The organism is Bacteroides propionicifaciens DSM 19291 = JCM 14649, from assembly GCF_000375405.1.
GTDB classification, from domain to species: Bacteria; Bacteroidota; Bacteroidia; order Bacteroidales; family Bacteroidaceae; genus Bacteroides_E; species Bacteroides_E propionicifaciens.
This window is the reverse complement of record NZ_AQWS01000009.1, coordinates 36,292-52,217: the sequence shown is the minus strand read 5'-3', so window position 1 is coordinate 52,217 and position 15,926 is coordinate 36,292. Positions and strand designations below refer to the sequence as shown.

13 protein-coding genes are annotated in these 15,926 nt (G+C 38.4%); 11 read left to right on the top strand and 2 right to left on the bottom strand.

The genetic code is table 11. The annotated features are described in order from the left end of the window. The first annotated feature begins 2 nt into the window (after positions 1–2). The 6 genes from B091_RS0103960 (at position 3) to B091_RS0103935 (ending at position 9,208) form a co-directional block, all read left to right on the top strand. On the top strand, positions 3–1,250 hold the full coding sequence (locus tag B091_RS0103960) for a glutamate-5-semialdehyde dehydrogenase (RefSeq protein ID WP_018108712.1): 1,248 nt from the start codon (positions 3–5) through the stop codon (positions 1,248–1,250). 404 nt (positions 1,251–1,654) lie between these two features. Beyond that, positions 1,655–2,950, top strand: coding sequence for a TolC family protein (locus tag B091_RS0103955; protein WP_018108711.1), 1,296 nt, complete (start codon positions 1,655–1,657; stop codon positions 2,948–2,950). Then, positions 2,947–4,032 (top strand): efflux RND transporter periplasmic adaptor subunit, encoded by a 1,086-nt coding sequence (locus B091_RS0103950; protein WP_018108710.1) that lies wholly within the window; start codon positions 2,947–2,949, stop codon positions 4,030–4,032. Before B091_RS0103955 ends, B091_RS0103950 begins: the two co-directional genes overlap by 4 nt. A 4-nt stretch (positions 4,033–4,036) precedes the next feature. Next, on the top strand, positions 4,037–7,135 hold the full coding sequence (locus B091_RS0103945; RefSeq protein WP_018108709.1) for an efflux RND transporter permease subunit: 3,099 nt from the start codon (positions 4,037–4,039) through the stop codon (positions 7,133–7,135). Between the two features lie 35 nt (positions 7,136–7,170). Next, on the top strand, positions 7,171–7,857 hold the full coding sequence (locus tag B091_RS0103940; RefSeq protein ID WP_018108708.1) for a response regulator transcription factor: 687 nt from the start codon (positions 7,171–7,173) through the stop codon (positions 7,855–7,857). Between the two features lie 7 nt (positions 7,858–7,864). Then, on the top strand, positions 7,865–9,208 hold the full coding sequence (locus tag B091_RS0103935; protein WP_018108707.1) for a sensor histidine kinase: 1,344 nt from the start codon (positions 7,865–7,867) through the stop codon (positions 9,206–9,208). Positions 9,209–9,229: 21 nt separating this feature from the next. Here B091_RS0103935 and B091_RS11710 read toward each other — a convergent pair whose 3' ends face one another. Further along, on the bottom strand, positions 9,230–10,072 hold the full coding sequence (locus tag B091_RS11710; protein ID WP_018108706.1) for a DUF4738 domain-containing protein: 843 nt from the start codon (positions 10,070–10,072) through the stop codon (positions 9,230–9,232). Positions 10,073–10,173: 101 nt separating this feature from the next. After that, positions 10,174–11,493, bottom strand: coding sequence for a UDP-glucose dehydrogenase family protein (locus B091_RS0103925; RefSeq protein WP_025069433.1), 1,320 nt, complete (start codon positions 11,491–11,493; stop codon positions 10,174–10,176). A 368-nt stretch (positions 11,494–11,861) separates the two neighbouring features. On the opposite strand from B091_RS0103925, the gene B091_RS0103920 reads away from it, so the two are divergent. From B091_RS0103920 to B091_RS0103900, 5 genes are all read left to right on the top strand, one after another. Beyond that, positions 11,862–12,974, top strand: a complete 1,113-nt coding sequence (locus B091_RS0103920; protein WP_018108704.1) for an HU domain-containing protein — start codon at positions 11,862–11,864, stop codon at positions 12,972–12,974. A gap of 9 nt (positions 12,975–12,983) precedes the next feature. Beyond that, positions 12,984–13,502 carry an FHA domain-containing protein gene (locus B091_RS0103915; protein WP_018108703.1) on the top strand — a complete coding sequence of 173 codons (519 nt, stop codon included), beginning with the start codon at positions 12,984–12,986 and terminating at the stop codon, positions 13,500–13,502. 151 nt (positions 13,503–13,653) lie between these two features. Beyond that, complete coding sequence (locus B091_RS0103910) at positions 13,654–14,118, top strand: DUF4494 domain-containing protein (RefSeq protein WP_025069432.1); 465 nt, start codon at positions 13,654–13,656, stop codon at positions 14,116–14,118. A 31-nt stretch (positions 14,119–14,149) separates the two neighbouring features. Further along, positions 14,150–14,821 (top strand): YggS family pyridoxal phosphate-dependent enzyme, encoded by a 672-nt coding sequence (locus tag B091_RS0103905; RefSeq protein WP_018108701.1) that lies wholly within the window; start codon positions 14,150–14,152, stop codon positions 14,819–14,821. A 59-nt stretch (positions 14,822–14,880) separates the two neighbouring features. Further along, complete coding sequence (locus B091_RS0103900) at positions 14,881–15,864, top strand: dihydroorotate dehydrogenase-like protein (protein ID WP_018108700.1); 984 nt, start codon at positions 14,881–14,883, stop codon at positions 15,862–15,864. Positions 15,865–15,926: the final 62 nt, after the last annotated feature.

Here is a 15,926-nt window from a genome sequence, read left to right as displayed (position 1 = left end):
TTATGGAAACTACAATATTCAAAAAAACTCAAAAAGCTTCACAAGAGTTAATACTACTCAACTCAACTCAGATTAATGAAGTTTTACTTGCACTAGCCCAAGAAACAGAAAAGAGATTTGATGAAATTATCTCTGCTAATGAGAAAGATTTAGCACTAATGGACATCAGTAATCCAAAGTACGATCGCCTAAAGCTAACAAAAGAGCGATTAGAGGGTATCGTGGATGATATTCGTCATGTAGCAACCCTCCCCAATCCACTCGGCAACGTGTTAGACGACCGCACTCTTGACAACGGCTTACGTTTAATTAAAAAATCTGTTCCCTTTGGCGTGATTGGAGTCATTTTTGAAGCACGCCCCAATGTTTGTTTCGATGTATTCTCACTCTGCTTTAAATCAGGGAATGCTTGCATTCTCAAAGGCGGATCAGATGCTGCTCATTCAAATCAGGCAATCGTAGAGATCATACGTGAAGTTTTAGTCAGTAAAAACATTAATCCCGATGTCTGCACACTATTGCCAAACGATAGAGAATATACGCATCAGCTACTAAACGCTCAAGGATATGTCGATTTGATTATTCCTCGAGGTGGAACTAACCTTATTCAATATGTTAGAGAGAATAGCCGCATACCTGTGATAGAAACAGGAGCAGGAGTATGCCATACCTACCTTCATACAACTGGCGATAAACTAATGGCAAAAAATATCATCACAAATGCTAAAACACGAAGAGTTAGCGTCTGCAATGCTTTAGACTGCCTAATTATAGATAGTTCGAGACTTGAAGATCTCTCTTATCTTTGCGAAGATTTGGCAACTAAACAAGTAGAGATATGGGCTGACCCCAATGCTTATAAGGCTTTAGAAAACCACTATCCCACTACTTTGCTACATCATGCTAATCACGAGAGTTTTGGAACTGAGTTTCTTGATTACAAAATGTCTATCAAAACCGTAACTTCAGTGAACCAAGCCATTGAGCATATCTCAGCTAACGGCTCTAAGCATAGTGAAGCGGTTATAACAACTGACACAAAAGTAGCAGACTTATTTGAGACCGTAGTTGATGCTGCTTGCGTTTATGTAAATGCTTCGACAGCCTTTACAGATGGTGCACAATTCGGACTAGGTGCTGAGATTGGTATTAGCACTCAAAAAATGCATGCTAGAGGTCCTATGGCTCTGGCTGAAATATGCAGTTACAAATGGATCATTCAAGGTAACGGACAAGTCCGCAACTCTTAACTAAGACTAACATATCTCGATCTTTTTTGATCAGACTAATAAATAAAACAGTAAAGGCTTGAGCTTTTTTTAATTGCTCAAGCCTTTACTATTTTACAACCACTTACTCGCAACAACCTATGGGGTAACTCGTAGATACTAAACCACCCCTTGGTTTTAAATTCTAACCCAAGCAACTCTAATCAGAAGGCTTAATAAAAACTTTAGAACTTAGAAATATTAACTATAGAGAAATCACCTCATATATGATATTTTATTAAATTACAACCCTTCGTATTTCAATTCAGAGACACACTTCCCCCTAAGTGTTAAAGGTTTAGATTCTAATCTACTTTTAATGTTGTTCCAAAATAGATCTAATCTTAGGACTTTATATTTGTCAGAAGAAACCTAATGATGCAAATATGAAGAAACCTATCTTCTTTCTAATCAGCATATTCATGTGCTTTGGTGCATTCGCCCAAGACGAAAACACCTACAGATTTACTTCGGCAGAAATCGAAGCCATTTTCTTACAACAAAATCTTCAGCTTATTGCTGAGAGAATGAATATCAGCCTTGCGGATGCTGAAATCGTACAAGCCAAACTTTGGAAAAATCCTACTTTGGAGATTTCTGATGTAAACCTTTGGAGTACAAAGAGTCAACGCGATGGCGAATCGTTCCCCCCACTCTTTGGGTCGTTTGGCCGAAACACACAGTTTTCGGTTGAGCTAAGCCAGCTTATCCAAACAGCCAATAAGAGAGGTAAACTTGTTGCCAGAGAAAGAGTATCAAAAGAAATTGCCATCCAGGAGTTCGAAGTAGTACTTCAAGGTCTGAAACTAGAGCTACGCAAATCAATTAGTGAAATCAGCTATCTTCAAAACTATTTGGTAGTACTTGACAAGCAAGAAGAGGCCATTAATAAATTGGTTGAGTCGTACAAGAGACAAGTACAAAAAGGCAATATTGCAAAAGCTGAACTTTTCAGGCTACAATCTTCTTTACTAGAAGTTGAAAATGAAAGTAACGAAACAAAAGTCGATCTTAACGAGCAGATTAAAACACTGAAAGCCTTACTATCGATCGACCCACTTGTAAATATTAAAATAGTTGGGAAGCAAAGTAGGCTCGTAGAACCCGATGCGTTGTCGCTACCTGTTTTACTACTACAAACCATCGACCACAAAGCGGATGTAAAGCTTAGTAGGCTTCAAACTAAACTTGCCGACAAATCGTTAGCCTACGAGAAGTCTCAACGTGCTCCAGATGTAACCGTCAGCGCCAATTATGACCGATTCGGTGGGATTTGGAAAGATTTTATCGGATTCGGGGTAAGTATCGACTTGCCAGTATTTAATAGAAATCAAGGAGGGATTAAAGCTGCTCGAATCACTCAAACCCAGAGTCAGTATTTGGAACGTCAACAAATCAATGAGGCACAACACGAAGTGGTAGAGGCCTATAATAACTACCTACAAGCCTATAACTTTCATGACAAGGTGTGTGCAAACGATTTTATAACAGAGCTTGACGATATGCTCGAAGCCTACTCAAAAAACTTGCTTAACCGAAACATTAGCATGCTCGAGTATATAGATTTCGTTGAGTCATATCAAAGCACAAAGCAGACTGTGCTCGAAGCTCAAAAAAACATGCAAATTCAGTTCGAGGAACTACAATATAGAATTGGTAAAGATTTAAACTTAGCATTATGAAGAATAAGAATATAATTACACTCGTACTCATGCCTTTTTTATTATTGGCCTGTTCAAGCAATAAGGATAACAAAGCGCAATCCACGCAAAAAGGTCAAACTGCATTTTTAGAGCGTGTGCAAACCGTACGTGCCGAACTTAGTAATCAGGATCAGGAACTAATTTTAGCAGGGAAAGTTAGTTCAGATCCCGAAAAGACAGTAAGCTATACACCAATAATAAATGGAGTCATCGACCGCACTTATTTCTCTTTAGGCGATAAGGTAGTTAAGGGTCAAGATATGCTTAAGATTCGTAGTACGGAGTTAAGTTCTTTATTGTCGGAAAAGTTATCACAAGAGACTGAGGTGCGTATTGCTCAACGTGAATTAAAAACAGCGCAAAGCATGTACGAAGATGGCATGTTCTCGGAGAGTGAATTATTTGAAGCTGAAGGAAAGTTGCAACAAGCACAAGCAGAACTCCATAAAACAAAAACTGATATTGCAGTATATGGTGTGCAAAATGCAGATGGAACCTTCTCTGTAAAATCTCCACTAACGGGCTATGTAATAGAAAAAAATGCCTCATCAGGAAATACATTATCTGAAGGAAGCGATCCTCTCTTTACCATTGCCGATCTAAGTAGCGTTTGGGTGATTGCCAATGTCTATGCAAGCAACCTAAAGTTTGTACGCGAAGGCATGGAGGTTGAAATCACTTCACTGTCCTACCCTGGTGAAGTATTCTATGGTAAGATTAGCTCTATTCCACAGGTCTTTGATGCTGAAGAAAAGGTATTAAAAGCTCGTATTGTGATGAAGAATCCGGACCTGAAATTCAAACCAGAAATGGCTGTGGTAGTTAAGGTAAAAGAGCTTAATGCAGCAAAATGTGTTGCAATTCCCTCCGAAGCACTAATCTTTGATCATAATCAATACTTTGTAGTTATCGAAAAATCGGAAGGACAGTTTGAATACCAACCAGTAACCTTGCAAGGTCATCACGATAAAATATCTTATATAGCCTCTGGTCTAAAAGAGGGAGATTTGGTTGTTACCAATAACCAATTATTAATTTATTCAAGTCTTAAAGGAATCTAGCCTTATGCATAAATTCGTACAAAATATCATTGCATTTGCCCTACGCAATCATATTCTAATTTTATTCTTAACGGCAATACTTTTTGTTGCAGGGATAGCTTCCTACATCAACACACCCATTGAAGCTTATCCCGATGTTACGAATACACGGGCTCGAATCATCACACAGTGGCCAGGCCGTAGTGCGGAAGAGGTGGAGAAATTCATCACCCTGCCTATCATGCGAGAGATGAATACAATACCTCGTAAAACAGACGTGCGTTCTACTTCACTCTTTGGACTATCGGTAGTTACGGTTCTCTTCGAAGACGATGTTGATGATTTCTATGCACAACAATACGCCTCTAACAGAATGCAAGGCCTCGACCTTCCCGAAGGTGCTGACCCTTCGATAGAGCCACCATCGGGTGCAACTGGTGAAATCTTTAGATATGTAATCAATAGTGATTTGCCTATCCGAGAGGTAACAGCTATAAACGAATGGGTAATCGAGCGTGAGCTCTTATCTGTTCCTGGTGTAGCCGATGTGAACAGTTTTGGTGGAGAAGAAAAAATATATGAAATCAAAGTAAACCCTGTTGAATTGGCTAATTACGGTCTATCACCACTAGATGTTTACGAAGCCGTAGAAAACAGTAATATCAACGTGGGCGGAGATATTATCCAAAAAGGGAATCAAGCCTTTGTGGTTCGTGGTATCGGTCTGCTTGAAAGTATCGACGATATCGAAAATATTTTGATTGAAACTCGTGGAGGCACGCCCATCCGCATTAAACAAGTAGCTACAGTCGGTATCGGAGCAAAGCCTCGTTTGGGTCAGGTTGGTCTAGACGATAAGGACGATGTTGTACAAGGTATTGTAGTGATGCTTCGTGGTCAAGACCCTGGAGCTGTTATCAAGCTTGTTAAAGAGAAAATCACTGAACTTAACGAGAGAATACTTCCTGAAGGTGTAGAGGTTATTCCTTTCCTCGATCGCACCACGTTGGTTCAAACTACAGTTAACACTGTGGTTAAAAACCTCGCAGAGGGTATTCTCCTCGTTTCGTTGGTAGTCTTTATCTTCCTTTTCAATTGGCGTACAACCCTTATTGTGGCAACAGTAATCCCACTCTCTTTCTTGTTTGCTATCATAATGCTACGTATTCAAGGTCTGCCAGCCAATTTAATCTCCATGGGAGCACTCGACTTTGGACTCCTACTTGAGGGGACTCTAGTCATTGTAGAGATTATCTTTGTAGCTATGGAAAAACGAACCCACGAATTGGGGGATCGCTTTACAAAAACCTCCAAAGACGGGCTTATTAAAAAGAGTGCTGGCCGTGTAGCAGGCAGTATCTTCTTTGCTCAGCTTATTTTGGTGGTGGCACTATTCCCGATCTTCTCTTTTCAGAAAGTTGAGGGTAAAATGTTCTCACCACTCGCCTTTACCTTGGGTTATGCCCTACTAGGTTCGCTAATCTTGGCCTTAACTTATGTACCGGTGATGTGTAAACTACTAATGAAGAAACCAGTAAAAGATAAGACCAATTTTATCAGCCGTTTCTTTATTGATAATCTATACAGAGTTTCAGTATTTAGCTCTAAACACCGTAAAGGAACTATCGTAACTTTCTGCGTGGTCTTAGCTATATGTATTGCTCGCTTTATGTTTTGGGGTACCGAGTTTATACCCAATATGAACGAAGGAGCTATCTATATTCGTGCAACTCTGCCCAATAGTATTAATTTGGACGAGTCCGTAAGAATAACCAAAGAGATGAAACAGAAACTTCGTGATTTTGAGGAAGTCGATTTTGTATTAACACAGACAGGTCGTCCCAATGACGGTACCGACCCAACAGGATTCTTCAACATTGAGTTTCATGCAGAGTTAAAGCCCGAAAAAGAGTGGAATCGCAAAATCAAGAAAGATGATTTAATCGAAGAGATGCAAGAGACACTAGACATTTATCCAGGTATAATATTTGGGTTCAGTCAACCCATCCAAGATAATGTTGAGGAGTATGTTGCTGGAGTAAAAAGTTCGCTTGTTATTAAGATTTATGGCAACGACCTCTACCAACTCGAAGCCTTGGCCGACTCTACCGCATCTGCTATTCAGGGTATCCGTGGTGTAAAAGATGTCAACGTATTCAGAAGCATCGGACTGCCCGAACTTCAAATAAAACTTCAAGAGTCACGTATGGCTACTTATGGGGTATCAATGGCCGATGCACAAGCAGTTATCGAGATGGCAATTGGGGGAAAAGCTGCTACACAGTTTTATGAAGGCGAACGTATATTCGATGTGCAGTTACGTTTCCAAAAAGAGTATCGTACAGACGAGGAGCAAATTGGCAATATACTTATACCTACTATGGAGGGGCAATATGTTCCGTTAAAAGAGATTGCTGACATCTCATTTATCACTGGCCCAACCTTTATCTACCGCGACGGTAGTAGCAGATACATCGGTGTAGGATTCAGCATCCGTGACCGAGATTTGGGCTCAACCATCAGTGAGGCACAAGCTGCCGTTGAGGAAAAAGTAAACTTAAACCCCGAAAACAAGATGGTATGGGCTGGTGAGTTTGAGTCGCAACAACGAGCAACCGACCAGTTGATGATTATTGTTCCTGCGGTAATTCTTTTAATATTGTTCCTACTTTACATGAACTTCGGAACAGTTAAAGATACCCTAATCGCTGCAAGCACTATACCTTATGCCATAATTGGAGGATTCTTATCGCTCTGGGTTACAGGTACTGTGTTTGGAATCTCTGCAGGAATAGGATTTATTATCTTATTCGGAGTTACCTCGATTGATAGTATTCTTCTCATTACGTTAATGAAGTCGAAAATGCAACGCTCGCATAACCTGCGCGAAGCAATTGATGAGGCAGTTCGCGAACGTCTTCGCCCTGTACTGATGATTGCTCTTATGGGGTCAATGGGGCTCTTACCTGCTGCACTCTCCAACAGTATGGGATCTGAGGTACAGAAACCTTTAGCTATTATGATTGTTGGTGGTATAGTGATCAGTATGGTTCTATCTTTCACTGTATTACCACAGGTATTTTATTATGCTTACCGAGGTGATAAGCGATTGAAAGAGAAATAAAATCCTTACTTTTAGAAATATAATAATGAAAGTTTATGGAGTTATTACTTGTAGAAGATAATCCACGTATCAGCGAATTCATGGTCAAAGGCCTTGAAGAGAGTGGATTCTCTGTAATATTAGCAGAAAACGGCAATAAGGCACGAAGCCTTATTGCCCAACGCGAGTGGGATTTAGTTTTACTCGATATTATGCTACCCGACATTGATGGTATTGAGTTGCTCCAATACATGAGGTACAAAAAGATAAACACACCTATCCTAGTGGTGAGCGCTTTGGGTGAACCCGATGATAAAGTCAAAGCACTCGATTATGGAGCAGATGACTATCTGGCTAAGCCCTTTCATTTTAAAGAGTTAATTGCCAGAATCAATGCACTCACCCGCCGATTTAAGTCAAATAACCAGGTTCAAGAGAATGTCTTAACCTGCGATAATCTCAAGCTTTATCTCGACAGACATATTGTTGAGCGCGATAGCAAGGAAATCAAACTTACACTACAAGAGTTTAAGCTACTCCAACTCTTGATGGAAAATAAGAACAAGGTGCTTTCACGAGTTCAAATTTTAGATGCTGTTTGGGGTATAGACTACGACTCCAACACCAATGTGGTCGATGTTTATATCTCTTATCTGCGTAATAAGGTAGATACAGAGAGCGAGAACAAGCTTATTCAGACGGTTAAGGGAAGAGGTTATCTCATACGTACACAAGAAAATTAGTCGTTATATGAAAATTCAAGTGCGCCAAAGCCTGTACAGCTCCATAGCTTTTGGAGTAATATTTATCATAATCTCTTTTCTGATCTATATTCTCTATGCCCAAAGTGCACAAAAATCCATCTACAACAACTTAGAGAAAACAGCATCCATAGTAGCCTTATTTCATCTTGAGGAGGATGAGATGAATGCCAAAGACTTCGAAAGAGTGCGCAAACAGTTCGATGAAATTGTTGTGGGTACAGAGTATCAAGTTTACAACGACCAGAATAAAATTGTATGGGGAGAGAATACCGAAGAGGTTAGCCCCTCTAACCTACAAAAGATATTTGAAAGAGGTAAGCTGAGCTTCACAAGCCTCTCCGCCTATTGTTATGGAATATTCTATGAAGACAATCAGGGTGATTTTATCATCATTACTAAAGAATCAAAACAAGCCTTAAGTGATCAACTCATTTCGTTACTCTGGATATTACTCACAGCACTCATGACAGGTTTATTAGCAGTAGTGTTGCTTAGCAGATGGCTAGCTCACATTGCATACAAGCCATTCAACCAAGTTATAGAGCAGGTCAAGGTGATTGTACCCAATCACCCCATTGTTCAGATTGAATCACCTAATACCCACGATGAGCTGCAAGAACTCACCGATACCTTCAACCAACTTTTGAAGCAGATCTCAGACACTTTTATAATTCAAAAGAATTTTGTGAACTATGTATCGCATGAGTTTAAGACTCCCCTAGCGGCAATACTAGGCAATTTAGAGGTCTTTTCACTCAAAGATCGGTCACCTTCGGAATATGAAGAGCTATCGCAAAAGTTAATTACCCAAATTCAGCAACTCGAAGGTATTTTAAGCACTCTACTAGTTATTTCTGATCTTAGAGAAGTTTCGGTACTTAGCCATCACTTTAGGGTTGATGAGTTAATTTGGGAAATTATAGATAAGTTATCTCTCAACTATGCCAACTCCAAGGTTCATGTAGAACTAGAAGTTGAGCCAAGTGACGAAGCGCTACTAACCGTCAACAAGGATCGGACACAACTGTTTATGGCCTTATTCAACATCATCGAGAATGCTGTAAAATACTCTAATGGTCAAGTAGTAGCGGTCAAGCTATACAAAGAGTTTGACAAGCTTTGCATATCCATTGAAGACAAAGGTATAGGTATTCCACCCCAAGAATTAGCCAACATCAGCACACCGTTCTACAGAGGAAATAACACAAATAAGATACAAGGAAGTGGCATAGGGCTTTCTATCGCCCTACGAATCTTAGAAAAGAATAATATTATCTACAATATTCAATCGCAGGTTGGGATTGGAACAGTAGTTACAGTGACTATATAGGAAGTAAAGAGAAAATCAATATCAGAGTCCTATATTCTCTTGTGAAGTTATAGTACCCTCTTTTAGCTCCATTTGCATATCGCCATTAAAGCTTATGGTCACACCAATAAGATTATGGATAAAACTCTCAGGCACACCCACACGAGCTGTAAAGTGAAAACCTGCTGCATCTACTCCTGTAAAACTCATATCAACCAAAACAGACTGCTCATAAAAAGAGTCCGTTAAGAATGACTTGAAATCCGTTTTATACATATCTCGAGCAAAAAGGCTTTTAGAACCTTCGTAAACACAAATGTGTATTACATTATCATAAAACACTTCATCGAGCCTAATTCCCTCATCAGAGTAAGTAGGTTTATTGATTTTATAAGAAGAGGGATTGATATATACATAGCCTCTAAATCTTCTATTATCAAAAAAAACAACAGAATCCTTTTGTACTACTTCAGTATAGATAGGCATAGGCTCACGTTGACTATCCTCTTTAAAATATAGAGAGTCTTCTAAGTTTTCGGAGCGATAAAGTTTTACAATTCGATCGGAAAGCGAGTGAAACCAAAAATCATATTCAGACTGTCGGTCTATCTTATAAGTCATGACATCATAACCATAAGTATACAGGCTGTCTTTATAAATTTTGAACTCTATTGGATCGTCAGATTGACCTATAAACCTCAGGCTATCACCTTTAACAAATAGCAAAGGTACGTTTGAGTCGTCATTGATCCAGACTCCTTGTAATAATCGCTTAGCCTCAACATTTTCAAGCTGAAGTTCGGCCGATTTTTGTACACCATCTTTGCCCGAAGATGAACAAGAACACCAAGAGGTTATTAATAATATAAGAAATAAGAGTTTCATTAAGTCGAGTTTTGTTCTAAAGATTATTGACTATCACCTAGTCGTAAATCATCATCTAAATAGTAGAACGAACCCTGTCCTAAAAGGTTTCTAATATTTAGTTAATGTCTTATACCTATGCAAAAGTAAGTAAAACCATTTTCGATTAGCTCTTCTTTGTCATAAATATTACGTCCATCTAACAAAACTGGCTCTTTCATTGCTTTTTTAACAACTCCCCAAGAAGGAAGTCTAAACTCTTTCCACTCAGTAAGGAGCATAAGCGCATCTGCATTTAACAAGGCATCGTAATGATCGTTTGCATAATAAACATCATTGCCCATAATTCTACGACATTCATCCATTGCTGCAGGGTCATAAACTCTGATATGACAACCCGCTTGTAATAACAAATTCATTAAGATTAAAGAAGGAGCCTCACGCATATCATCAGTTTCGGGTTTAAATGAAAGTCCCCAAAGTGCAACCGTTTTACCTCGAAGGTCACCACCATAATGCTTATTCAACTTATCGAATAAAATGCTCTTTTGCGATTCATTGACAGCATCAACAGCCTCAAGCACACGGAGTTTATAGTTATTTTCTTGCCCTGTACGAATAAGAGCCTTGATGTCTTTAGGAAAGCAAGAACCACCATAACCAATCCCAGGATATAAAAACTTCCGCCCTATTCGAGTGTCAGATCCAATGCCTAGACGAACAAGATTAACGTCGGCACCTACTAACTCACATAAATTAGCAATATCATTCATAAAGCTAATGCGAGTAGCAAGCATTGAATTAGCAGCATATTTGGTCATCTCGGCAGAAGAAATATCCATAAATAGCACTCGGAAATTATTTAGCAAGAATGGTTTGTAAAGACGTGTCATAATCTTTTCGGCTTTCTCAGACTCTACACCTACAACAACACGATCAGGACTCATAAAGTCGGCTACAGCGTTTCCTTCTTTTAAGAATTCAGGGTTAGAGGCTACATCGAAATCAAGATTAACACCTCTTATATCTAGCTGAGCTTGGATTGCCTCTTTAACACGGTGAGATGTTCCAACAGGAACGGTACTTTTAGTAACAACAAGCAAGTAGTTATTCATGTTTTGACCAATAGTACGAGCTACTTCAAGCACAAATTTGAGATCAGCACTTCCATCTTCATCAGGTGGAGTACCTACAGCAATGAATACAACCTCAGCATCGTCAAGGCTATCAAGAATAGAGCTTGTAAAATGCAATCGTCCAGCAGCTACATTTTTAGCCACTAACTCTTCGAGCCCGTTCTCATAAATAGGAATTTTCCCAGCTTTAATCTTATCTATCTTATTTTGATCTGTATCAACACAGGTAACATCTACACCAATTTCGGCAAAACAAGTACCTGTTACTAATCCGACATAACCGGTTCCTACAATTACAATTTTCATATCAATAAGTAAAGAATTAAATATTGGGAATATTTTGTTGAAAAATAACCGCATTTAGCTGCAAAGTATCAACTAAAGGCATAAATAGCTAACACAAAAATAGAAAATATAATTGACTATCTCTTTTTAATTTTGTAATTTCACTAGCGAACAATTTAAACGAGCTATAAGGCTCTTTTGATACACCTTATATATCTAGTCTAAGCTAAACCACGAAACACTTTACCTTAAATTACCATTTGGGATATTAAGGAAAAATCAGTACAGTCTACAACCTGATATATTCTTAAAAAAAGAGTAGATAACTAAGGAATAACTTATTTGTAAAATTCATCGTTTTATAGAATAAAAAATATTAGTTTTGTACCATGAATGAATTGGCTCGACACATACATAAACTTCTTTTAGAAAGTGACTTTGCGGTTATACCGGGGTTTGGAGGCTTTATAGCCCACTATACTCCTGCAATTCGAGATGCAAAAAAAGATCTATTTGTACCTCCAGTCCGTAATATCGGCTTTAACGATAGATTGACTTTAAACGATGGTTTATTGCTTCAGTCATATATGAATATTAGCAATTGTAGTATTCAAGAAGCTCAACAAAATATTGCAGAAGCTGTCGACAAATTGCGTACTAACCTGGAAGTCAATGGTTATGTAGAGCTTAAGAATTTAGGAACACTTCGTTGTGATGCCAATAATAATTATTCATTCAAAGCTAATCCTGAAGCATTAACTTGCCCTCAGTTTTATGGTTTCAAACCTTTTGAAATCCTAGAGATTAATCAGATTATTGACAGCAAAATAGGGCAAGAAACTTCCATTCACAAAACTGCTCCTGTATTCTTTAAACCAGAAACACATAAAAGAGTTTTGAATATGGCAGGCTCAGTAGTTCTTGTTGCTGTAGCTTTTATTTCTGTACTATTTTTCTCTACTCCGATAGAAAACACAGAGATACAAACTACTAGCTATGCTAAATTCTTATCAACTGATATCTTTACACCTTCAAATAAAGCTCAACAAACAACAGCGATCAATTCGACGTTAGAGTTAGCAGAAGCACCTTCTATTACTGAAGAGTTAAAAGTAGAAGATGAAGCGAGTGAAAATTCTGAAGGATTCGTGTTTTCACATGTAACTGCTCACGATAAGAAAGTTCTAGCTAAGCAAGAGATAGAAACACCAGCTTCTGATGTATCTTTACCAACTAAGCAAGTAACCCAAGAGATTAAAGTTTCAAACGACATTAATCCTTTTCATATTATTGTAGCAAGCTCTATTCGAAAAGACCTTGCTAAAGATATGGTTACTCAGCTCAAAAATAATGGTTATGATAATGCACAAGTCCTAACCAATCAAAACAGAGTTCGAGTAAGTATTGCCTCATTTGAATCAAAAGATGCTGCATACAAGGCACTGAACCAACTAACAAAAAATGCTGATTATGCCAATGCATGGGTGTACAAAGCAAACTAATAAGATTTTATGAAACGAGTACGCTGCCCTAAGTGCGATAATTATGTTTACTTCAATGACCAAAACTACGAAGCAGGCCAGTCCCTAGTCTTTATTTGTGAGGAGTGTGACAAACAATTTCGCATACGTTTGGGTAAAACGCCTCTCAAGGCTACTCGCAAAGACGAAGACTTATCGCCCGAAAACCTGGAAGCTCCTTTTGGCTATCTTTCGGTAATTGAAAATCTTTTCTCATTCAAACAACTTATCCCATTAAGTGAGGGTGATAATCTCATTGGTAGACGTTCACCAGGCTCTAAAGTTACCATTCCTATTGAGACGGGTGATATGAGTATGGACAGAAGACACACAATCATCAACATCCAGCGCAAAGGAGGTGAGATTATCTGCACTATTCAAGACAACGATAGCATGACAGGTACTTTCCTTGGAGCTGAAGAAATTCTACCAGGTGATATTCGCCGAATCGAGTCGGGACAAGTCATCACTACTGGAGCAACCACATTTATTTACTATACAAAAGAGTAGAACTTTTCTATTTTTTTGATTATCTTCTCTATTCAGAGTGCACTCACTTTTGTATAGAGAGGATTCTTATTTTTATACCACAACATCCAAGATTTATTTAAATATCTTGTACCTTTGTCTGTATATATAAATCAAAACTGAATACAATTAAATTATGATGCACAATTGGTTTGAATGTAAAGTTCGCTATGAGAAAATGGCGGAGAATGGCATTGCTAAGAAAGTAACAGAGCCTTATCTTTTTGATGCCCTAAGCTTTACTGAAGCAGAAGCTAGAATCATTGAAGAAATATCCCCTTACATTACAGGTGAGTTCACTGTTTCTGACATTAAGCGCGCAAAATATAGTGAGATATTTTTTGCTGAAGAAGAATCAGCAGACAGATGGTTCAAATGTAAAGTGACTTTCATCACACTAGATGAGAAGAGTGGAGCAGAGAAAAAATCATCAACTAATATGCTAGTACAAGCATCAGATTTAAGAGATGCTGTAAAGAAATTAGATAAAGGTATGGAAGGCGGAATGGCTGACTACCAAATTAGTTCGGTAGCAGAGACTCCACTTATGGACGTATATCCATATGGCAGTGAAGCTAATGACAAACCCGAAGTTTAAATAACCACAAAGATCAAAAACAGTTATAGAAATGAGTATTACCAATAATCTACAACAGATACTTAAAGATGTTCCACCACACGTTAGCCTAGTTGCAGTTTCAAAGTACCACGAGGTGCCTGAGCTCAAAGAAGCCTACGATGCAGGACAACGTATCTTTGGTGAGAGTAAGGCACAAGAACTCATTCAGAAGCACGAAGAACTCCCTCTAAGAGGCATCCAATGGCACTTTATAGGCCACTTGCAGAGCAATAAGATCAAATTTATAGCACCATTTGTGTCGCTAATACATAGCATTGATTCGCTAAGACTTCTTAAGAATGTCAATAAAGAAGCCCTAAAGGTTGATCGAGTAATACCCTGCCTCATCCAACTTCATATTGCAGAAGAAGACTCTAAATATGGTTTTACACTTGAAGAGTGCAAAGAATTATTCAAGAGTAATTTGCTCGATGAACTCAAGAATGTCAAAATTGTTGGACTAATGGGAATGGCTACCAACACGGACGACATGCAACAAGTTTCAAACGAGTTCCAAGAACTGAAAGATTTCTTTGACTACTGTAAAGAAGAATATTTTAGTGATGAAGCAAGCTTCAAGGAGTTATCTATGGGAATGTCACACGATTATCAATTAGCAATTGCAAAAGGGAGTACGCTAATTCGTGTAGGAAGTAAAATATTTGGAGAAAGGATTTATTAATTCACACAAATAAGTTACTTTAGTTAATAATTGAATATACCGAAAAAACTATAGTAATAATGACCGACTTTAAAACAAACTTTGCTGGGCTCACACTTAGGAATCCTATTATCGTGAGCAGCTCGGGACTTACCAACAGCGCTGATAAAAACAAAAAATTAGCCGAAGCTGGTGCTGGAGCAATTGTATTGAAATCTCTTTTTGAGGAGCAAATCCTTATAGAAACAGACCAAATGCTTACTGACGCAGCATCCTATATGGAAGGTACTGACTATCTACAAGAATATGTTAGACACCATAAACTCAACGAGTATCTGGAGCTAATTAAGTCTAGCAAAGCCGTATGTCAAGACGTGCCTATTATTGCTAGTATCAATTGCTACAGTGACTCTGAATGGATCGATTTTGCTAAACAAATAGAAGAAGCTGGTGCTGATGCAATTGAGGTTAATATCTTAGCACTCCAAACAGATATCAACTATGTATATGGTTCATTCGAACAAAGACATGTTGATATTTTAAAACATATCAAGAAGACAGTTAAGCTTCCTGTGATCATGAAGCTTGGTAATAGTTTCACAAATCCTGTAGCCTTAATCAACCAATTGTATGCTAACGGTGCTGATGCAGTAGTTTTATTCAACAGATTCTACCAACCTGATATCGACATCATCAAAATGAAACATGCTGCAGGTCCTATTCTTAGCAGCTCAAACGAATTACCTAACTCCTTACGCTGGATTGGTATAGCATCAGCTGTCGTTGATAAAATTGACTATGCTGCATCTGGTGGAGTACAAAGCCCACAAGACGTTGTTAAAACACTGCTTGCAGGTGCATCAGCAGTACAGGTTTGTAGTATTATCTACAAGAAGTCAGATACTGAAATCAGAAAGATGCTTACTTTCCTTGGTACTTGGATGCAAGACAACGGCTTTGAGAGAATTAACCAATTCAAAGGTAGGCTCAATCACAAGAACGTTAAGAACGCTAACTACTTCGAAAGAACACAGTTCTTAAAATACTTCAGTGCAAACAAATAACTGTAATTATTGAGGCTAAAACTTCAAATACCTATAAACAAGTATCCCCTAAAGCTAGGCTT